At 66.6% G+C, this 18,130-nt stretch carries 18 protein-coding genes; 8 read left to right on the top strand and 10 right to left on the bottom strand.

Going from position 1 to position 18,130, the window contains the following annotated elements; genetic code table 11:
• Window positions 1-5: 5 nt before the first annotated feature.
• From FOC67_RS09745 to FOC67_RS09735, 3 genes are all read left to right on the top strand, one after another.
• Window positions 6-320 carry an SCP2 sterol-binding domain-containing protein gene (locus FOC67_RS09745; protein ID WP_003087993.1) on the top strand — a complete coding sequence of 105 codons (315 nt, stop codon included), beginning with the start codon at window positions 6-8 and terminating at the stop codon, window positions 318-320.
• A 257-nt stretch (window positions 321-577) separates the two neighbouring features.
• Window positions 578-1,648 (top strand): phosphotransferase family protein, encoded by a 1,071-nt coding sequence (locus FOC67_RS09740; RefSeq protein WP_003087989.1) that lies wholly within the window; start codon window positions 578-580, stop codon window positions 1,646-1,648.
• 24 nt (window positions 1,649-1,672) lie between these two features.
• Entirely contained in the window at window positions 1,673-2,440 is a 768-nt protein-coding gene (locus FOC67_RS09735; protein ID WP_003087987.1) for an SDR family oxidoreductase, read from the top strand.
• 160 nt (window positions 2,441-2,600) lie between these two features.
• Here FOC67_RS09735 and FOC67_RS09730 read toward each other — a convergent pair whose 3' ends face one another.
• Complete coding sequence (locus FOC67_RS09730; protein ID WP_003113599.1) at window positions 2,601-3,362, bottom strand: SDR family NAD(P)-dependent oxidoreductase; 762 nt, start codon at window positions 3,360-3,362, stop codon at window positions 2,601-2,603.
• 131 nt (window positions 3,363-3,493) lie between these two features.
• Between FOC67_RS09730 and FOC67_RS09725 the strand changes: the two genes are divergently transcribed.
• A complete protein-coding gene (locus FOC67_RS09725; RefSeq protein WP_009314603.1) occupies window positions 3,494-4,399 on the top strand; it encodes a LysR family transcriptional regulator in 906 nt (301 codons plus the stop codon).
• On the opposite strand, the gene FOC67_RS09720 is transcribed toward FOC67_RS09725, so the two are convergent.
• Window positions 4,396-5,040: a hypothetical protein gene (locus FOC67_RS09720; RefSeq protein WP_003087981.1), complete on the bottom strand. Its 645-nt coding sequence runs from the start codon at window positions 5,038-5,040 to the stop codon at window positions 4,396-4,398. The two genes, FOC67_RS09725 and FOC67_RS09720, sit on opposite strands and share 4 nt — an antisense overlap.
• A 100-nt stretch (window positions 5,041-5,140) precedes the next feature.
• Between FOC67_RS09720 and FOC67_RS09715 the strand changes: the two genes are divergently transcribed.
• Complete coding sequence (locus tag FOC67_RS09715) at window positions 5,141-5,920, top strand: TSUP family transporter (protein WP_003087979.1); 780 nt, start codon at window positions 5,141-5,143, stop codon at window positions 5,918-5,920.
• Here the strand turns inward: FOC67_RS09715 and nudC are convergent.
• Genes nudC through FOC67_RS09700 form a run of 3 tightly spaced genes read right to left on the bottom strand, consistent with a single transcriptional unit; the run spans window position 5,888 to window position 9,264 of the window.
• Entirely contained in the window at window positions 5,888-6,724 is an 837-nt protein-coding gene (nudC, locus tag FOC67_RS09710; protein ID WP_003139928.1) for an NAD(+) diphosphatase, read from the bottom strand. The genes FOC67_RS09715 and nudC overlap by 33 nt on opposite strands.
• Window positions 6,724-8,412, bottom strand: a complete 1,689-nt coding sequence (gene fimL, locus FOC67_RS09705) for a type IV pilus/biofilm regulator FimL (protein ID WP_003087974.1) — start codon at window positions 8,410-8,412, stop codon at window positions 6,724-6,726. The genes nudC and fimL overlap by 1 nt, the downstream gene beginning before the upstream one ends.
• Window positions 8,413-8,451: 39 nt before the next feature.
• Window positions 8,452-9,264 carry a crotonase/enoyl-CoA hydratase family protein gene (locus FOC67_RS09700; RefSeq protein ID WP_003087972.1) on the bottom strand — a complete coding sequence of 271 codons (813 nt, stop codon included), beginning with the start codon at window positions 9,262-9,264 and terminating at the stop codon, window positions 8,452-8,454.
• Window positions 9,265-9,487: 223 nt separating this feature from the next.
• Between FOC67_RS09700 and nhaB the strand changes: the two genes are divergently transcribed.
• Complete coding sequence (nhaB, locus tag FOC67_RS09695) at window positions 9,488-10,990, top strand: sodium/proton antiporter NhaB (RefSeq protein WP_003087967.1); 1,503 nt, start codon at window positions 9,488-9,490, stop codon at window positions 10,988-10,990.
• Here the strand turns inward: nhaB and FOC67_RS09690 are convergent.
• Window positions 10,974-12,329, bottom strand: a complete 1,356-nt coding sequence (locus FOC67_RS09690; RefSeq protein ID WP_003087965.1) for an amino acid permease — start codon at window positions 12,327-12,329, stop codon at window positions 10,974-10,976. The genes nhaB and FOC67_RS09690 overlap by 17 nt on opposite strands.
• 23 nt (window positions 12,330-12,352) lie before the next feature.
• Complete coding sequence (gene ldcA, locus FOC67_RS09685) at window positions 12,353-14,608, bottom strand: lysine-specific pyridoxal 5'-phosphate-dependent carboxylase LdcA (protein WP_003087961.1); 2,256 nt, start codon at window positions 14,606-14,608, stop codon at window positions 12,353-12,355.
• A gap of 193 nt (window positions 14,609-14,801) precedes the next feature.
• On the opposite strand from ldcA, the gene FOC67_RS09680 reads away from it, so the two are divergent.
• The gene (locus FOC67_RS09680; RefSeq protein WP_003132809.1) at window positions 14,802-15,191 is read left to right on the top strand and encodes a nuclear transport factor 2 family protein; all 390 of its coding nucleotides are present in this window, start codon (window positions 14,802-14,804) and stop codon (window positions 15,189-15,191) included.
• A gap of 27 nt (window positions 15,192-15,218) precedes the next feature.
• On the opposite strand, the gene dnaQ is transcribed toward FOC67_RS09680, so the two are convergent.
• The 3 genes from dnaQ to FOC67_RS09665 form a co-directional block, all read right to left on the bottom strand.
• Window positions 15,219-15,959, bottom strand: coding sequence for a DNA polymerase III subunit epsilon (dnaQ, locus tag FOC67_RS09675; RefSeq protein ID WP_003087958.1), 741 nt, complete (start codon window positions 15,957-15,959; stop codon window positions 15,219-15,221).
• Between the two features lie 64 nt (window positions 15,960-16,023).
• The gene (gene rnhA / locus FOC67_RS09670; RefSeq protein WP_003087954.1) at window positions 16,024-16,470 is read right to left on the bottom strand and encodes a ribonuclease HI; all 447 of its coding nucleotides are present in this window, start codon (window positions 16,468-16,470) and stop codon (window positions 16,024-16,026) included.
• Window positions 16,471-16,472: 2 nt separating this feature from the next.
• Window positions 16,473-17,234 carry a methyltransferase domain-containing protein gene (locus FOC67_RS09665; RefSeq protein ID WP_003087952.1) on the bottom strand — a complete coding sequence of 254 codons (762 nt, stop codon included), beginning with the start codon at window positions 17,232-17,234 and terminating at the stop codon, window positions 16,473-16,475.
• A 101-nt stretch (window positions 17,235-17,335) separates the two neighbouring features.
• On the opposite strand from FOC67_RS09665, the gene gloB reads away from it, so the two are divergent.
• Window positions 17,336-18,112, top strand: coding sequence for a hydroxyacylglutathione hydrolase (gloB, locus tag FOC67_RS09660; RefSeq protein ID WP_003087949.1), 777 nt, complete (start codon window positions 17,336-17,338; stop codon window positions 18,110-18,112).
• Window positions 18,113-18,130 lie beyond the last annotated feature (18 nt).

Genomic DNA, 18,130 nt, shown 5'->3' with positions numbered 1-18,130 from the left:
AACCCATGACCACCGTTGCTGACATCGTCTCCACCATGAAAAGCAAGTTCAACGCCAGCGCGGCCGCCGGCCTGGATCTGGTGTTCCAGTTCAACATCGAAGACGGCGACAACCACTACCTGGTCGTCAAGGACGGTACCTGCGAAGTGGTACAGGGCGACGCCGAGAACCCCAACGTCACCCTGATCATGGACAGCGAAACCCTGAAGGGCATCACCAGCGGCGAGACCGACGGCATGCAGGCCTTCATGGCCGGCAAGCTGCGCGCCGAAGGCGACATGATGCTGGCGATGAAGCTGGGCGAACTGTTCCCGGTCTGACCGTTTCCGGCGCCATGCCAGAAGGAAAACCGGAGTCCCTCGCGGCTCCGGTTTTTTTTCGTCCGGCATTCCTCCAGGCCGACGATCAGGGACCGTGATGGAGCGGCAACACGCTTGCCCATAACGCCCGGCGGCGGCTTGTGAGGGCCGGGACAGGGCATTAGATTAGCCAATTATCGCCGGCCACCATCATTGCGCAGCCTGATGCGCGCACCGGCTCCCGCGGCTCCGCCGTGGCACCACGAGAAGGGAACCCCATGTCGCTGACCGACCAATCCACTCGCATCCGCGCCGGCGAAGAACTTGACGCCGCCGTCATCGACCCGTACCTGAAAGCCCATATCCCCGGCCTCGAAGGCACCCCGAAGATCAGCCAGTTCCCCGGTGGCGCGTCCAACCTGACCTACCTGATCGAGTATCCGCGCCAGGAGTTCGTCCTGCGTCGCCCGCCATTCGGCCACAAGGCCAAGTCGGCCCACGACATGGGCCGCGAATACCGCATCCTGAACCAGTTGAACGCAGGCTTCCCCTACTGCCCGAAAGCCTACCTCTACTGCACCGACGAGTCGGTGATCGGCGCCGAGTTCTACGTCATGGAACGGGTCAAGGGCATCATCCTGCGCGCCGAACTGCCGCCTGAGCTGAATCTCGACGAACAACAGACCCGCAGCCTGTGCAAGAGCTTCATCGACAAGTTCGTCGAACTGCACAACGTCGACTACGCCGCCTGCGGACTGGCCGACCTGGGCCGCCCGGACGGCTACGTGCAGCGCCAGATCGCCGGCTGGACCGACCGCTACGAGAAGGCCCTGACCCCCGACGCGCCGCTCTGGGAACCGGTCAAGGCCTGGCTCAAGGACAAGCAGCCGGCCGATCACCACAAGCCGGGCATCGTGCACAACGACTACCGCTTCGACAACGTGATCCTCGACCCGGACAACCCGATGCAGATCATCGGCGTGCTGGACTGGGAACTGGCCACCCTCGGCGATCCGCTGATGGACCTCGGCAATACCCTCGCCTACTGGGTGGAAGCCGGCGACCCGGCTCCGGTGCAGCTGACCCGCCGCCAGCCCAGCCACCTGCCGGGCATGCTGACCCGCCGGGAGTTCGCCGACTACTACGCCGAGCGAGCCGGGATCCCACCGATCGACAACCTGGACTTCTACTACACCTATGGCCTGTTCCGTCTTGCCGGCATCGTCCAGCAGATCTACTACCGCTACTACCACGGGCAGACCCAGGATAAGCGTTTCGCCCAGTTCGTGCAGATGAACAAGCTGCTGGAGCAGATGAGCCTGCAGGCCATCGAGCGCTCCCGCCTGTAACCGACCACTACAAGGGGATAGCCCATGTCCAAGACCCACCTGTTCGACCTCGACGGCAAGATCGCCTTCGTTTCCGGCGCCAGCCGCGGCATCGGCGAGGCGATAGCCAAGCTGCTGGCCCAGCAAGGCGCCCACGTGATCGTCTCGAGCCGCAAGATCGATGGCTGCCAGGCGGTCGCCGACGCGATCACCGCGGAGGGCGGCAAGGCCACCGCGATCGCCTGCCACATCGGCGAGATGGAGCAGATCCAGAACGTCTTCGCACAGATCCGCGAGCAGTTCGGCCGCCTCGACATCCTGGTCAACAACGCCGCCACCAACCCGCAGTTCTGCAACGTACTGGAAACCGACCTCGGCGCCTTCCAGAAGACCGTCGACGTCAACATCCGCGGCTACTACTTCATGTCCATCGAGGGCGGCAAGCTGATGAAGGAACACGGCGGCGGCAGCATCATCAACGTGGCCTCGATCAACGGCGTATCGCCCGGCGAGTTCCAGGGCATCTACTCGGTGACCAAGGCCGCCGTGATCAGCATGACCAAGGTCTTCGCCAAGGAATGCGCGCAGTTCGGCATCCGCTGCAACGCCCTCCTGCCAGGGTTGACCGACACCAAGTTCGCTTCGGCGCTGGTGAAGAACGACGCGATCCGCAACCTCGCCCTGCAGCGCATCCCGCTCAAGCGCGTGGCCGAGCCGAGCGAAATGGCAGGCGCCGTGCTCTACCTGGCTAGCGAAGCGTCCAGCTACACCACCGGCGTGGCGCTGAACGTCGACGGCGGCTTCCTTTCCTGACGGAACGGCGAACGCGCGAAGAGGGAGCCAGGGCTCCCTCTTTTCATTTCAGGATTGCCAATGCCTCGCACCAGCGCGGGACAGGCGCCCCACGGCTATTCACCTGCGTTCTCGGGTAGCCGGACGAGTACCCCCATAGGTGTTACCCGCCGCCTCCACTTCAGTTGCCGACCCGCCAGCCACCGTTCACCGACACCACCGTTCCGGTGACGAACCCCGCCTCGGGCGAGGCCAGCCAGGCCACCGCCGCGGCGATGTCCTCGACCCGGCCGGTCCTGCCCAGCGGGGTCTCGCCGACGATGGCGGCGACCCGTTGCGGATCGAGGCCGCCGGGAAAGAACCGGGTGTCAGCGATGTAACCCGGCGCCACGCTGTTCACCGTGATCCCGCGCGAACCGAGTTCCCGCGCCAGGGCCACGCCGAAGCCATGCAGGCCGGCCTTGGCCGCCGCATAGCCCAGCGCACCGGGACTGCCGCTACCGGTCTGCGCGGCGATCGATCCGATATGGATGATCCGCCCGCCCTCTTCCGCGAAATGCGGCAACACCGCCAGCGACATGAGGAACGCGCTTTTCAGGTTGCCGTCCAGCAGCGCATCCCATTCCCGCTCGGCCTCAGCCAGCGGAGTGGTGGCGGCGATCTTTCGGGTGAACCCGGCGTTGTTCACCAGCACGTCGAGCCCCTGGAAGGTGTCGCCAACCCAGGCGGCCACCGCCTCGACAGCTTCGCGGCGGGAAAGATCGGCGGCCATCCAGGGCACACCGCCCAACTCGGCGGCAGCGCGTTGCAGGCGCTGGGAATCACGGGCCACCAGGGCGATCCGATAACCCTGTTGCCGAAGGCGCCGGGCGATGGCCAGGCCGATGCCCGACGAGCCGCCGGTGACCAGGGCGGTACGGGGGATTGGAGAATGAGTGTGCATGACGGGCTTCCTCTGTAATGGATGGAACGCCTCGTCTGGCCAGAGCGAGCGTACGGATGGATTCTCGACGGATTCGCCGCGATATATCCAATACTGTCTTTCTTAACTCACCATATCCGGGAGATATCGCAATGGCCGACTTGCGCCAGTTCCGCCAGTTCGTCGCGGTTGCCGAGGAGCTGAGCTTCCGCCGCGCCGCTGAGCGCCTGCACATGGCCCAGCCACCGCTGACCACCGCGATCCGGCGGCTGGAAGAAGAAGTCGGCGCCAGCCTGCTGGAGCGTGACAACCGTATCCACCGCCTGACGCCGGCGGGCCGCGCGTTCCTCGACGAAGCCCGGCGCACCCTGGCCCAGGCCGAACGCACCCTGGCGGCCGCGCGCAGCGCCGTCAGCGGACGCAGAACGTTGCGCCTGGCGTTCGTCGACAGCACCATCAATATTCTGCTACCGCGCATACTCCAGGCGTTCCGCCACCAGCATGGCGCGCTGGACTTCCAGCTCCAGGAAGACACCACCGCGGGGCAACTGGAGGCGTTGCGCGAAGACCGCATCGATGCCGGCCTGATCGTTCTGCCGGTCGACCGCCAGCCCGGCCTGTACACGCATCTACTGGTGGACGGCGACATGCGCGTGGCATTGCCCGAAGGGCATCGGCTGGCACGCCATGCGCGCCTGCGCCTGGAACAACTGGCCGGAGAACCCTGGCTGCTGTTCCCAAGGCACTATGGGCCGGGCATGCACGACCTGATCGTCGCCGCCTGCGCGGCAGCCGGCTTCGTCCCGGAGGTGGTGCAGGAGGCGCGGCAGATGCAGACCATCGCCGGGCTGGTGGCCGGCGGCATCGGCGTCGCGCTAGTGCCTTCGCTGCTACAACCGTTGCGCCCGCCGGGGGTTACCTTTCGTCCCCTGCAAGGGCGGCGGGCGCGAATTCCCTATCGGCTGGCGCTGGCCTACCGCACGCCGTCGGAACTCATCGAACGCTTTCGCGAAACCGCCCAGGCGATCGCCGCCGCCCCGGCTTTTCGCATGGCCTAGCGCCAGTCCCTGAGCGCCTCCTCGGCCGCCAGGTTCATCGGCTCGGCAAGCAGCCCGGCGACGCCGTAGTTCACCGCGAACACCGCCTTGTCCGCCATCGGCAGGAAAGTCACCCGCCCCGCCAGCGGCTCGAACAGGAACAGGTCGTGCTCGCCGGCCCGCAGCCAGCGCCAGAGATCGACCCCCAGCGGACTCTGCGACAAGCCCAGGCGGCGGCCCCGGGACTGCTGCTCGAGGGCCAGGAAGCGGCCGCTGAGCGCGTCGAGGCGATAGCCCGGCGCCAGACCGATCAACGCGGCCAGCCCCTTCCAGCGGAAAATCCGCGCGTCCAGTTGCCAGAGTTCGCCGTCCAGCACCACGCTGCGCTCGTTGGCGCCCTCCTGGATCAGCACCCGGTAGCGCTGCGGCCCTTCGGCCTGGAAGCTCAGGGTGGCCATCGGCTGCTCGGGCTTGAGCAGCGAATAGCTGCGCAGGTCCCAGGCGAGCACCAGCAACAGCGCCGCCACGGCGACGAAGGCCAAGCCGCAGGTGCCGCGCAGCCAGCCGAGGAACCAGGTGCGTTCGAAGAGGATGCGCACCGCGACCAGGGCGGCCAGCAAGGCCAGTAACGCGAATGCCCAGGCCAGACCGTCGTACTGCATGCAAGCGATTCCTTCTGCGTGAAATTGCGGGCATTATGCGCACCCCTCCTCCCGACGGCCAGCGAGGCCGTTTCCCGATTGGAAGCAGGTCCGGTTTTTCATGCCCTTCGAACTCGCGATAGACCCCAGCACCCTGATCATCCTGGCCGTGGTGGCCTTTCTCGCCGGCTTCATCGACGCCATCGCCGGCGGCGGCGGCCTGTTGACCATCCCTGCGCTGCTCACCGCCGGGGTCCCGCCGCACCTGGCGCTGGGTACCAACAAGCTGAGCTCGACCTTCGGTGCGGCGACCGCCAGCTACACCTTCTACCGGCGCAAGCTGTTCCATCCCGGGAAGTGGCGCAACGCTCTGCTCGCCACCGCGATCGGCGCCGCCATAGGCGCCTGGGCGGCTCACCTGCTGCCCGCCGAGTGGCTGAACCGGATGCTCCCGGTGGTGGTATTCACCTGCGGCCTCTACATGCTCTTCGGCGGCACGCCGAAGGCGCCGCTGGACGCCGATGCGCCGGTCGGACGCAAGCGCCAGTGGCCGCAGGGCCTCGCCCTGGGCTTCTACGACGGCGTGGCGGGACCGGGCACCGGAGCGTTCTGGACCGTCAGCTCGCTGCTCATGTACCCGCTGGACCTGGTCCGCGCCAGCGGTGTGGCGCGGAGCATGAACTTCGTCAGCAACATAGTGGCGCTGGCGGTGTTCGTCGCCTCCGGCCAGGTGATCTGGTTGCTCGGCCTGTGCATGGGTGCGTCGCTGATGGTCGGCGCCTATTTCGGCGCGCGCACCGCCATCGGCGGCGGGGCGAAGTTCATTCGCCCGGTGTTCATCCTGGTGGTCCTGGCGCTGACCGCGCGGCTAGCCTGGCAGCACTGGTTCAGCGGCGCCTGAGCGGCGCGCCAGGTACAGGTCGATCAGGTGCCGGGCGATCGAGCGCTGCGCCGGTAGCGGCGGCAAGGCATCGAGGGAGAACCACTGGGCGTCCTCGATCTCGTCCTCCTGCGGGACGATCTCGCCGGACACGTACTCGGCGTGGAAACCGAGCATCAGCGAATGCGGGAACGGCCAGTTCTGGCTGCCGATGTATTCGAGATTGGCGACCTCCACCCCGACCTCTTCGCGCACCTCGCGGACCACGCACTGCTCCACCGACTCGCCGGCCTCGACGAAGCCGGCCAGGGTACTGTAGACCCCCGGCACGAAGCGCGGCGAACGCGCCAGCAACACCTCGTCGCCCCGGGTCACCAGGACGATCATGCTCGGCGACAGGCGCGGGTACTGGTGCAGCCCGCACTGCGGACACTGCATCACCCGCTCGTGGTCCTGCGCCTGCATGCGTGTGCCGCAGTTGCCGCAGAACCGGTTGTGACGTGCCCAGATGCCGATCTGGCTGGCATAGCCGAGCATGCAGAACTGATCGAAATCGCCGTGCAGCATGAACTGCCGCAACGGCGCCCAGGCCATGCCCGGCAGCTCGATCGGCTCGTCCAGTTCCAGCACGTAGACCGGCTCGCCCTGCCAATGGCCGACCCCATGTTCGGCGAGCAGCGGGAGTTCCTGGCGCTTCAGCCATTCGCGGGGGAACAGCAGGCCGTTGTCGTCCTGGAGGAAGCGCTGCTGACAGTGCGCGAGCACCCAGCCGCCGACCTGGGCGGTAGTCGGCCGACCTGCCTGCCAGCGGGACTCGCCGGCCATCAGGCGGCCACCGGCAGCCCGAGCGCCTTGACGCTGGCGCTGGCCAGGTCGAGGACATCCGGCTGGCCCTGCGGACGCAGCACGGCACCGCCCTCGAGATAGTATTCGAGACTGGTCAGGGCGTCGGCGAGGGTTTCCAGCATCTGTTCCGAAGGCATCTGCGCGGTCTCGATCATGCGCTGCTGGATGTAGTCGGCGCAGCCGCCGACCAGCAGCGCGGCGCGCTCCTGACCGAGGAACCAGAGGCCGCCCCGGACCGCCTGCAGGCTGGCCGGGACGTTGGCCAGGTTGAGCTTGTCGCCATTGGATTCCAGGTACGCGGTGATCGCACGCTTGGCTAGGGCCAGGCCGGCCTTGGCCTCCTCGATCACCACGATGCGCGCCTCGGCCAACTGGTGCACGGCGAACGCATCGGCTTCCTGCCCGGGCTCCGCCGGAGTCGGCCGGGTGATGCGGCGCTCGCCGCGCTCGAGGTTGCCGACCATGCTTTCCACGTAGAGCACCGCATCGGCCAGGCGCAGCAACGCCGGCGGCGAATCGGCGACGCCGCTGGCAGCCCAGGCGGCCACGGTGGGTAGCTGGGTCTGCAGGGCGGTGCCGGCCGAGTTCAGGCCGACCATGCCGAGGGTCTTGCTCAGCTTGCCCAGTTGCGCATGCAGGTTGGTCAGGCTGTCCGGCTGGGCCACGCCGCGCTCGATCAGGTCGAGCATGTCCTTGACCCCGGCGAGTTCCTCGCGGATCGCCGTGGACAGCGAACGCATCACCGACTGGCCGGGGCCGGACAGGCGCTGCGATTCCTCTTCCAGCAGGTGGTCGGTGAACGGCAGCGGCGCCAGCCCATGCAGTTCGCGGACCTCGCGCGAACGCGGGCCCTGGCCGTCGGACAGCGCCACCAGGTAGAGCAGTTCCTTGAGCAGATGGCGCGGCGCCTCGTAGGCCGGGCCGATCAGCAATTGCTTGAGCTCGCGGTCGATGCGCGAGAACAGTTGCTTGCGCGACTTGCGCGGCAACAGTTGGCCATCGACGATCGACTCGATCGCCGCGGCGCCGATCCAGCACAGCCGCGAACGGGCCACCCCGCCGTGCAGGCTGTCGAGGCGCGCCAGCGCGCGGCCCATCAGCTTGAGGCTGGGATAGAGGTTCTGTTCGCGGATCAGGCCGAGCAGGCCGATCTGGTACATGTGGCGCATCCGCCGGCTTTCCTCGCCCAGTTCGGCTTCGGAAGGCAGGTGGTCGATGGCGGTGCTCGGCGGCCGCGGGATATCCAGGCGGGCGCTGAAGAAGAAGCTTTCCGGCAGCGCCGGCTGCCCTGCGGCACAGCGCACTTCGTTGATCGCCGGCAAGAGCAGCTCGGGGATCTCCTGGCGATTGGCCTCGACGTTCTCCAGGTAGCGGCGCAGCACGTACAGGGCGTTGCCCAGGGCTGCCAGCTGGCCGTCGCGCTCCTCGCTGACGCCGGTGGGAATGTCGGTCGCCAGCTGCAGGGCTTCCTGGGCCAGCAGCTCGGCGCCGGCCAGCTCGATCAGGTTGAGGGTGCCGCGGATCTGTTGCAGGCATTCGACGGCGTGCTGCAGCAGGCTGCCGTTCTGCCGCTCGGCAATGAACTGCTCAAGACCCTGTTCGGCCTGTTCCATGGTGGCGAACAACTCGTCGCGCACCAGACTGAGGGACGTGGCTCCTGTGACCATCGGTCTAGTGCGCCTCCCGCGCAAGAATATACAACGGCATCAATCAGCGAATTCCGGCTTCTGCTTGGCCATATGCGCGGCCATCGCCACCCGCAGGTCGGCGGACTGGAGCATGGCGGCGTTCCAGGTAGCGACGTACTCGAGGCCGTCGTCGACCCGGTGGTCGCGCATATAGCGGATCATTTCCTTGGTACCACGGATGGCGATCGGCGACTTCGCGGCGATCTGCCGCGCCAGTTCGAAGACCCCATCCATCAATGCGGCCTGGTCCGCGTAGGTACGATTGACCAGGCCGATGCTCCGTGCCTCTTCGCCGTCGACCATGCGCCCGGTGTAGGCCAGCTCGCGCATCATGCCATCGCCGATGATCCGCGGCAGGCGCTGCAGGGTGCCGACGTCGGCGGCCATGCCGATGTCGATCTCCTTGATCGAGAACTGCGCGTCGGCGGTCGAGTAGCGCATGTCGCAGGCCGAGACCAGGTCGATGGCGCCGCCCAGGCAGTAGCCCTGGATCGCCGCGAGCACCGGCTTGCGGCAGTTGTCGACCGCGTTGAACGAGGCCTGCAGCTCGAGGATCTTGCGACGCAGGGCGTCGGCGTTGCGGCCGACGTCCTTGCCCAGTTGGCTGCCGACCTGGGCCAGCAGCATCAGGTCGATCCCCGAGGAAAAATGCTTGCCCGCCCCGGACAGCACGACCACCCGCACTTCGTCGGTATCGTCGACCCAGCGGAAGATCTCGATGATCTCGCGCCAGAAGTCCTGGTTCATGGCATTGATCTTGTCCGGACGGTTGATCTGGACGTGGGCGATCTTGTCTGCCAGCTCCACACGGAATGCGTTGTACTCGGTCACGACGATAGTCCTCGGCAGAGCAACTGCGCTGTCAGAACGCAGAGATTTTTGTTGTGCGGAAAATCCCGCAACTATAACAAGGGCGAGCCAAATGTCGATGCTGCACTATGTGATGCACGGCACGCCCATTGATACCGCAATCTCTTCGATGATTGCGCTAAACGCTTGATCCAACGAAAGTCCTGCTGGCATTTTCAGTCTTTTCCTTGCCGTGGAGTCCATCGTGAGCAGTCCCTTGAGCCAGGCTTTCGCACAGAACTTCCTCGGGCATTCGCCGCGCTGGTACAAGCTGACGGTGCTCGCCTTCCTCTTGCTCAACCCCCTGCTGCTATGGCTGGCCGGGCCGGTGACAAGCGCCTGGGTGCTGGTCGGCGAGTTCATCTTCACCCTGGCCATGGCGCTGAAATGCTATCCGCTGCAGCCGGGCGGCCTGCTGGTGCTGGAGGCGCTGTTGCTCGGCCTGGCTACCCCCGAGGCGCTCTATGCGGAGTTGCAGCACAACTTCCCGGTGCTCCTGCTGCTGATGTTCATGGTCGCCGGCATCTACTTCATGAAGGACCTGCTGCTCCTGCTGTTTTCCCGCCTGCTGCTCGGCGTGCGCTCGAAGGCCCTGCTATCGCTCCTGTTCTGCCTGCTGGCCGCCCTCCTCTCGGCCTTCCTCGACGCCCTCACCGTGACCGCCGTGGTGATCAGCGTGGCGGTGGCATTCTTCGCCGTGTACCACCGGGTCGCTTCGGGGCAGCGCGCCAGCGAGGACTACGATCCCGCCACCGACCGCCAGGTCCCGGAGCTGCACCGGGCCCATCTCGAAGAATTCCGCGCCTTCCTCCGCAGCCTGCTCATGCACGCGGCGGTCGGCACCGCGCTGGGCGGCGTCTGCACCCTGGTGGGAGAACCGCAGAACCTGCTGATCGGCCACGAGGCCGGCTGGCATTTCGTCGAGTTCTTCCGCCAGGTCGCGCCGGTATCCATGCCGGTACTGGCGGCCGGCCTGCTGACCTGCGTGCTGCTGGAGAAGAGCCGCCGCTTCGGCTATGGCGCCCAGTTGCCGGCGGCGGTGCGCCAGGTGCTCGCCGAGTACGCCGCCAGCGAAAGCCGCAAACGCGGAGCGCAGCAGAAGGCCGCGCTGCTGGTGCAGGCCCTGGCGGCGCTGGTACTGATCGTCGGGCTGGCCCTGCATGTCGCCGAGGTCGGCCTGATCGGCCTGTTGGTGATCGTGCTGATCACTGCCTTCACCGGCGTCACCGACGAACACCAGATCGGCCGCGCCTTCCAGGAAGCCCTGCCGTTCACTGCGCTGCTGGTGGTGTTCTTCGCGGTGGTCGCGGTGATCCACCAGCAGCACCTGTTCACCCCGATCATCCAGGCGGTGCTGGCGCTGCCGGCGGAACGCCAGCCGGGCATGCTCTTCATCGCCAACGGCCTGCTCTCGGCGATCAGCGACAACGTATTCGTCGCCACCATCTACATCACCGAGGTGAAACAGGCGCTGGATGCCGGCCACATGAGCCGCGAGCATTTCGATACCCTGGCGGTGGCGATCAATACCGGCACCAACCTGCCCAGCGTAGCGACGCCCAACGGCCAGGCGGCGTTCCTCTTCCTGCTGACCTCCTCCATCGCCCCGCTGGTGCGCCTGTCGTACGGCCGCATGGTCTGGATGGCGCTACCCTACACCCTGGTGATGGGCGGCCTGGGCTGGTGGGCGGTCAGTCATTGGCTTTGAGCGTCGGCACTCCGTTGACCTGGTTGCGCCATTGCCGCCAGGTGTACATCGGGATACCGGCCATCAGCACCAGGAAGCCCCAGAAGATCGCCTGCTGGCCGGTGCCATACAGCGCCCATAGCGAGTAGGCGAAGCCCAGCGAGCCGATCACCAGCAATTGCCGGCGTGAACGCGGCGAGAACTCGTCCGGTCGCACCGCCAGCAGTTGCAACAGCGCGGCGGTGCAGAACGCGTAGGGGACCACCCCGGTCATGGTGCCGAGCAGGATGATCACGTTGAACACATCGACCAGGTCGCCATGCCCGTCGACCATCACCAGCGCCGTCACCAGCAGCCCCGAGGCCAGCAGGCCGTGGGCCGGCGCGCCGTTCTTGTTGAGCTGGCCGAGCGACTCCGGGAACAGCCCGTCGCGCGCCGGAGCCACCGGGATCTGGCCCTGCAACAGGACCCAGCCATTGAGCGCGCCCAGGCAGGCGATCACCGCCCCGGCAGCCACCAGGTAGTAGCCCCAGTCGCCCATCAGGATCCGTGCCGCGTCGGCGAACGGCGAGGTGGAGCGGGCCAGCACCTCCGGCGGCATCAGGCCCTGCACCGCAGTGATCGAGAGGATGTAGAGGGCCGCCGCGGCCAGCGTGCCGAACAGGGTCGCGCGGGGAATGGTGCGGCGCGGGTCCTCGACGTCGTCGGCCGGCACGGTGGCCGACTCCAGGCCGATGAACGACCAAAGGGTCAGCGCCGCGGTGGTGGCGATCGCCTGGGCATAGCCCATGTTCGGCAGCTCGCTGCGCGCCGGGATCGCCAGGTGCTCGGGATTGAAGTGGAACCAGCCGAGGATACCGACCAGCAACAACGGCAGCAGCTTGAGGATGGTCAGCAGGTTCTGCACCACGCTGAAGGTGCCGATGCCTCGCAGGTTGATCAGGGTGCACAGCCAGATCGCGGCGATGGCCACGCAGACCATCAGCAGCGGATCCGCCAGCGCCGGGATGAACACCCGCAGGTAGCCGACCAGGGTCACGGCGATCGCCGCGTTGCCGATCCAGGCGGCTTTCCAGTAGGTCCAGGCGCACAGGTAGCCGGCGAAGCTGCCGAAACCGTCGCGGGTATAGGCGTAGGGGCCGCCGGCGCCGGGGTTGACCCGCGCCAGGCGGGCGAAGGTCAGCGCCAGCAGCACCGCGCCGGTGCTCGACACCAGCCAGCCGAACAGGCTGAGCCCGCCGAACGCCGCCAGGCTGGAGGGAAGCAGGAAGACTCCCGAACCGACCATGTTGCCGATCACCAGCGCGCTGCAGGTCCAGAACCCCATGCCGCGCTTGCCGGCCTTCTCTCCCCCCGCCATCGACACCCCTTAGCCTGTCGGCCTCATTCTTTTATGCATTCAACGGTATAGCAGCGCCCGGACGGTCCGTCCTGATGCTGCAGGCCGTGCACATCGGAGTCGAAACCAGGGAAGGCGCGCTCGAAGGTCCGCGCGAACTCGAGATAGTCGAGGATCGAGCGGGTCGCCTCGGTGAAGCGCTCACCCGGCATGATCAGCGGGATACCCGGCGGATAGGGTACCAGCATGACGGCAGCGATGCGCCCTTCCAACCGAGCGATCGGTACCGCCTCGACCTCGCCGCGCACCAGCTTGTCGTAGGCCTCGGACGGCCGCATCGCGACCTCCGGCAGCACCGTGTACATGCGCTTCATGGCCTTCGCCGTGGCGTTGTCGCGGTAGCTGGCGTGCATGGCGTCGCTGAGGTCGCGCAGGCCCACGCCGTTGTAGCGCTTGCCGCCGGCCTGGGCCACGGAGGGCAAGACGTCGAGCAGCGGCAGGTTGGCGTCGTAACAGCGCTTGAATTCGAGCAGTTCGGTGACCAGGGTGCTCCACTTGCCCTTGGTGATGCCCATCGAGAACAGCACCAGGAAGGAGTAGAGACCGGTTTTCTCCACCACCAGCCCGCGCTCCCAGAGGAAGCGGCTGACGATGGCGGCCGGAATCCCCTGCTCGCTGAGCTTGCCGCCGGCGCTCAGGCCCGGGGTGGTCAGGGTGACCTTGATCGGATCGAGCAGCACGTAGTCTTCGGCGATATCGCCGAAGCCGTGCCAGTCGGCGCTCGGCTCCAGCACCCAGTCATGGGTGCCGACCTGATCGGTGCCCTCCACCTGCTCCGGCTGCCAGACGCCGAACCACCAGTCGTTCCGGTCCAGGTTCTGCCGTACGTTGGCCAGGGCCCGGCGGAAGCTGAGGGCCTCGTCGAAGGTTTCCTGGATCAGCGAACGCCCGGCGGGCCCTTCCATCATCGCCGAAGCCACGTCCAGCGAAGCGATGATGCCGTACTGCGGCGAGGTCGAGATGTGCATCATGAAGGCTTCGTTGAAGCGCGCCACGTCCAGCTTCCGGGTCCCGCCATCCTGCACGTGGATCATCGAGGCCTGGCTGAAGGCGGCGAGCATCTTGTGCGTGGAGTGGGTGGCGAACACCAGGGGTCCCTCCTCGCTGCGCGAGGTGCCCATGCCATAGCGTCCGTCGTAGAACTCGTGGAACGCGGCATAGGCGTACCAGGCCTCGTCGAAGTGCAACACTTCGACGCTGTCGCCGAGGGTCTGCTTGATCAGCTCGGCGTTGTAGCACAGGCCGTCGTAGGTGGAGTTGGTCACCACCGCCAGCTTCACCTTCGGCTCGCGACCGCGCGCCAGCGGACTGGCGGCGATCTTCGCGGCAATCGACTCCTTGCTGAATTCGCTCAGCGGGATCGGCCCGATGATTCCCAGTTCGTTGCGTTCCGGAGTGAGGTAGAGCGGTATCGCCCCGGTCATGATGATCGAGTGGAGGATCGACTTGTGGCAGTTGCGGTCCACCAGCACCAGGTCTTCGCGACCGACCATGGAATGCCAGACGATCTTGTTCGCGGTGGAAGTGCCATTGATCACGAAGAAGGTATGGTCGGCGCCGAAATTGCGCGCGGCACGGTCCTCGGCCTCGGCCAGGGGGCCGGTATGGTCGAGCAGCGAGCCCAGCTCGGGGACCGAGACCGACAGGTCGGAACGCAGCGTGTTCTCCCCGAAGAACTGGTGGAACGCCTGTCCCACCGGACTCTTGCGATAGGCGACACCGCCGCCGTGGCCCGGCGTATGCCAGGAATAGTTGGACTGCGCGGTGTGCTCGACCAGCGCACGGAAGAATGGCGGCAGCAGCCCGGCCAGGTAGTTGCGCGCCGCCCGGGCGACCTGGCGGGCGAGGAACGGCACGGTGTCTTCGAACAGGTAGAGGATGCCGCGCAACTGGTGCAGGTCGGCCATGGACTCGGCCGGCGCGTTCTCGATGGTCACCTGCTCGCCGAGGGCGAAGATCGGCAATTGCGGCGCCCGCACGCGGGCCACGCGGATCAGTTCGACCACATCCTGCAGCAGGCGCTGGTTTTCCCCGGCACCTTCGGCGGCGACCAGGATGCAGGCCAGGCCGTGGTGGGTGGAAGCGACGATGCGCCCCTCGGCGGAGCTGGCGGTGGAGAGAATGCTGAAGCCGTCCTGCTCCAGTTCGTGGGCGATGCCCCGCACGCGTTCGCCGGCAACGGTGTCGGCCTTGATGTCGCGATGGACGATGAGGACGGGAAATTTGAGGTCTTTATACATTGTTGATCCCGAGCAGCAGGCGGGCGAACCCCGCCGGTCGGCTCAGGGTAGAGACTTGCCGGCACGCGCGTAACCCCCGGCGGCTTGCCCTTGTAAGAAAAGGTCGCGGCAACACAAGTCGGCGCGCCGCGCTTGCCTCCGCTCCCGCCAGCGAGGAGCATGGACCTCTCTGCCCTGCTACGGAGCGACAACGATGCGCAGCGCTTATCGGATCGTCAGCGATCACTATGCGGCCTCTAGCCGTGGGGACCTCGCCGGAATGCTGGCGGACATGGACGAACGCACCGAATGGACGGAAATGGCCGGTTTCCCGCTGGCCGGCACCTATGTCGGCGCGGCCGCCATCGGCGCCGGTGTGTTCCAGGCCTTGCAGCGGGACTGGGAGGGCTTCAGGGTCGAGATCGAGCGCCTGATCGACGGCGGCGACAGCGTGGTCGCCGTCGGTCGATATGCAGCGACCCACCGTCGCAGCGGCAAGTCGTTCGAAGCGCGCGTGGCACACGTATGGACGGTGGAGGACGGCAGGATCCGCCGTTTCGAGCAGTTCTGCGACACCTTGCTGGTGGAGCGGGCGACGCGCTGAACGCGGCGCCCGTGGTGCATGGGCAGGCTATTCGCCGACCGGCGCTTCCAGTTGCGCCCAGAGCGACGGACCACCTGCCGACTTCTCGATCACCGCCAGCCGCGCCGCATGCGCAGCCAGCTCTTCGGCGTTGGCGCGCAGCACCGGGGTGGCGACCCGCGCCGGATCGAGCCGACGGATCGGGCTGACCATCGGCCGGCCGCTGCCGTCGCCTTCCGCGCCGCTGCCGGCCAGCGACAGGCTGGTCTGGCCGCCGGTCATCGCCAGGTAGACGTCGGCGAGGATCTCGGCGTCGAGCAACGCGCCGTGCAGGTCGCGGCCGGAGTTGTCCACGCCGTAGCGCTTGCACAACGCATCGAGGTTGTTGCGCTGGCCCGGATGGCGCTCGCGGGCCATCAGCAGGGTATCCAGCACCGAGCAGTACTCGGTCACGTCCGAGCGGTCCTGCTGGCCCAGCAGGGCGAACTCGTTGTTGATGAAGCCGATATCGAACGCCGCGTTGTGGATGATCAGCTGGGCGCCGCGGATGAATTCGAAGAAATCGTTGGCGACCTCGCGGAAGCGCGGCTTGTCCTTCAGGTATTCGTTGGTGATGCCGTGGACGGCGATCGCCCCTTCGTCGACCTCGCGATCGGGTTGCAGGTAGACGTGGAAGTGGCGACCGGTCAGGCGGCGCCCCTCCAGCTCGACACAGCCGATCTCGATGATCCGGTGACCATCGGTCACCGGCATGCCGGTGGTTTCGGTATCCAGTACGACGCTACGCATCTATAGAGCCTTTCTCTGTTTCGCTGCAGCCGTGGCTGCTGAACGCTTGTTTCGGTGTGGCCGCTCAGCGCGGCAATTCGGCGACACCACGGTTGGCCAACTGGTCGGCCCGCTCGTTGCCGGGGTCGCCGGTATGCCCGCGGACCCACTGCCACTCCACCTGGTGCCGGGCGACCTGTTCATCCAGGGCCTGCCAGAGGTCGGCATTCTTGACAGGCTGCTTGCTGGCGGTCTTCCAGCCGCGCTTCTTCCAGTTCGGCAACCATTCGGTGATGCCGCGCATCACGTATTCCGAGTCGGTGATCAGACGGATCGGACAGGAACGCTTGAGTGCCGCCAGCGCCTGGATCGCCGCCATCAGCTCCATGCGGTTGTTGGTGGTGTCCGGCTCGCCGCCCCAAAGCTCTCGCTCGGCGCCCTTGTAGAGGAGCAACGCCCCCCAGCCGCCGCGCCCAGGGTTGCCCTTGCAGGCGCCGTCGGTATAGATCACTACCTGTTCTTTATCTGTCATGCCTAAATTTCGGAATCTCGCCGGCTGACTTTCGCCACCGGCATGGGCACCAGCTGACCGCGCGGTTCGCGCTTGCTCTGGCGCAACGGGCGCAACCCCACGACCAGCTTGCGTGCCACCAATAGATAGAAGCCGGCGCCCGAAGACTGCCAGGCGTCGCCCCAGCGCTCCAGGCGAGCCAGGCGCGATTGCCAGGCTGCCGACGCAAGCGGCGGACGATAGCACCCGAAGCGCCGTTTCTCCAGCGCGAAGCCCAGCAGGTTGAGCCAATCGCAGGCCCGCGACGGAGGAATGCAGCGGGCCTGGCGCAAGGCATCCCCGGCGAAATAATGACGGATGCCCCACAGGCTCCATGGGTTGATGCCGATCAGCAGCAGGTGGCCGCCCGGACGAACGGTACGCGCGGCTTCGCGCAGGAGACGGTGAGGCGACAGGCAGAAATCCAGGCCGTGTTGCAGCAGGACCACGTCCGCGGCATGTTCGCTGAGCGGCCAGGCGCCCTCTTCGCAGGCGATGTCCACGCCCGGCAGCGGCGGCCCCAGGCGCACGCCGCGCTGAATCTGCCCGGTGCTCGGCGGCAGTTCGGCATGCGGCCCGTAGTGCACCAGGTAGCCACCGAAGTAACGGGTCAGCTCGTCGCACAACAGGCGTCGCTCCTCGGCCAGCATCAGGCTGCCCAGCGGGCCCTGGAACCAGTCGCGCGCCCGGTTGATCGATGCCAGCCACTCGGCATCGGTCTGGGCGAAGGCTTGCGGTTCGTTCATGCGTACCTCCAGCGTCTTCCCCTTCGCGGCGACGGACGCCGGCACCACGGGAAAATAAGCAATACTATGCGCCAATGACTTCTGCTTAGCGACATCGACCCATGATACAGATCGACGCCCTGCCCGCCTTCAACGACAACTACATCTGGCTGTTGCAAGATGCGACAAGCCGTCGCTGCGCGGTGGTCGACCCCGGCGATGCCAAGCCGGTGGAAGCCTGGCTGGCCGCCCATCCCGACTGGCGGTTGAGCGATATCCTGGTGACCCACCACCATCACGACCACGTCGGCGGCGTCGCGGCCCTGAAGGAACTGACCGGCGCGCGGGTTCTCGGCCCGGCCAACGAGAAGATCCCGGCCCGCGACCTGGCGCTGGAAGACGGCGAACGGGTCGAGGTGCTCGGCCTGGTCTTCGAGATCTTCCACGTGCCCGGCCATACCCTCGGCCATATCGCCTACTACCACCCGGCGGAGACGCCGCTGCTGTTCTGCGGCGACACCCTGTTCGCCGCCGGCTGCGGCCGTCTCTTCGAAGGCACCCCGGCGCAGATGCACCATTCCCTGGCGCGACTGGCCGCGCTGCCGGCCAACACCCGGGTCTACTGCACCCACGAGTACACGCTGAGCAACCTGCGCTTCGCGCTGGCGGTGGAGCCCGACAACGCGGCGCTGCGGGAACGCTTCGAGGAAGCGACCCGGTTGCGCGAACGGGATCGCATCACCCTGCCGTCGGAAATCTCGCTGGAATTGTCGACCAATCCATTTCTTCGCGTTTCGGAAAATTCTGTTAAGAAAAAAGCCGACCAGCGGAGCGGCCAGCAAAACCGCACCCCGGAGGAGGTTTTCGCCGTCCTGAGGGCCTGGAAGGACCAGTTCTGAAGGTTGGCGAAATCTTGA

The sequence above is a fragment of the Pseudomonas sp. FDAARGOS_761 genome (assembly GCF_013343155.1).
Taxonomy (GTDB): domain Bacteria; phylum Pseudomonadota; class Gammaproteobacteria; order Pseudomonadales; family Pseudomonadaceae; genus Pseudomonas; species Pseudomonas aeruginosa.
This window is presented reverse-complemented; position numbering and strand designations above follow the sequence as displayed.

Excerpts from the sequence above, each read along its gene's own strand:
- fimL (WP_003087974.1), bottom strand. The coding sequence starts at position 8,412 with ATGGTCACAGGAGCCACGTCCCTCAGTCTGGTGCGCGACGAGTTGTTC.
- FOC67_RS09745 (WP_003087993.1), top strand. The coding sequence starts at position 6 with ATGACCACCGTTGCTGACATCGTCTCCACCATGAAAAGCAAGTTCAAC.
- FOC67_RS09725 (WP_009314603.1), top strand. The coding sequence starts at position 3,494 with ATGGCCGACTTGCGCCAGTTCCGCCAGTTCGTCGCGGTTGCCGAGGAG.
- FOC67_RS09730 (WP_003113599.1), bottom strand. The coding sequence starts at position 3,362 with ATGCACACTCATTCTCCAATCCCCCGTACCGCCCTGGTCACCGGCGGC.
- ldcA (WP_003087961.1), bottom strand. The coding sequence starts at position 14,608 with ATGTATAAAGACCTCAAATTTCCCGTCCTCATCGTCCATCGCGACATC.
- nudC (WP_003139928.1), bottom strand. The coding sequence starts at position 6,724 with ATGGCCGGCGAGTCCCGCTGGCAGGCAGGTCGGCCGACTACCGCCCAG.
- FOC67_RS09740 (WP_003087989.1), top strand. The coding sequence starts at position 578 with ATGTCGCTGACCGACCAATCCACTCGCATCCGCGCCGGCGAAGAACTT.
- dnaQ (WP_003087958.1), bottom strand. The coding sequence starts at position 15,959 with ATGCGTAGCGTCGTACTGGATACCGAAACCACCGGCATGCCGGTGACC.
- FOC67_RS09715 (WP_003087979.1), top strand. The coding sequence starts at position 5,141 with ATGCCCTTCGAACTCGCGATAGACCCCAGCACCCTGATCATCCTGGCC.
- gloB (WP_003087949.1), top strand. The coding sequence starts at position 17,336 with ATGATACAGATCGACGCCCTGCCCGCCTTCAACGACAACTACATCTGG.
- FOC67_RS09665 (WP_003087952.1), bottom strand. The coding sequence starts at position 17,234 with ATGAACGAACCGCAAGCCTTCGCCCAGACCGATGCCGAGTGGCTGGCA.
- rnhA (WP_003087954.1), bottom strand. The coding sequence starts at position 16,470 with ATGACAGATAAAGAACAGGTAGTGATCTATACCGACGGCGCCTGCAAG.
- FOC67_RS09680 (WP_003132809.1), top strand. The coding sequence starts at position 14,802 with ATGCGCAGCGCTTATCGGATCGTCAGCGATCACTATGCGGCCTCTAGC.
- FOC67_RS09690 (WP_003087965.1), bottom strand. The coding sequence starts at position 12,329 with ATGGCGGGGGGAGAGAAGGCCGGCAAGCGCGGCATGGGGTTCTGGACC.
- FOC67_RS09735 (WP_003087987.1), top strand. The coding sequence starts at position 1,673 with ATGTCCAAGACCCACCTGTTCGACCTCGACGGCAAGATCGCCTTCGTT.
- FOC67_RS09720 (WP_003087981.1), bottom strand. The coding sequence starts at position 5,040 with ATGCAGTACGACGGTCTGGCCTGGGCATTCGCGTTACTGGCCTTGCTG.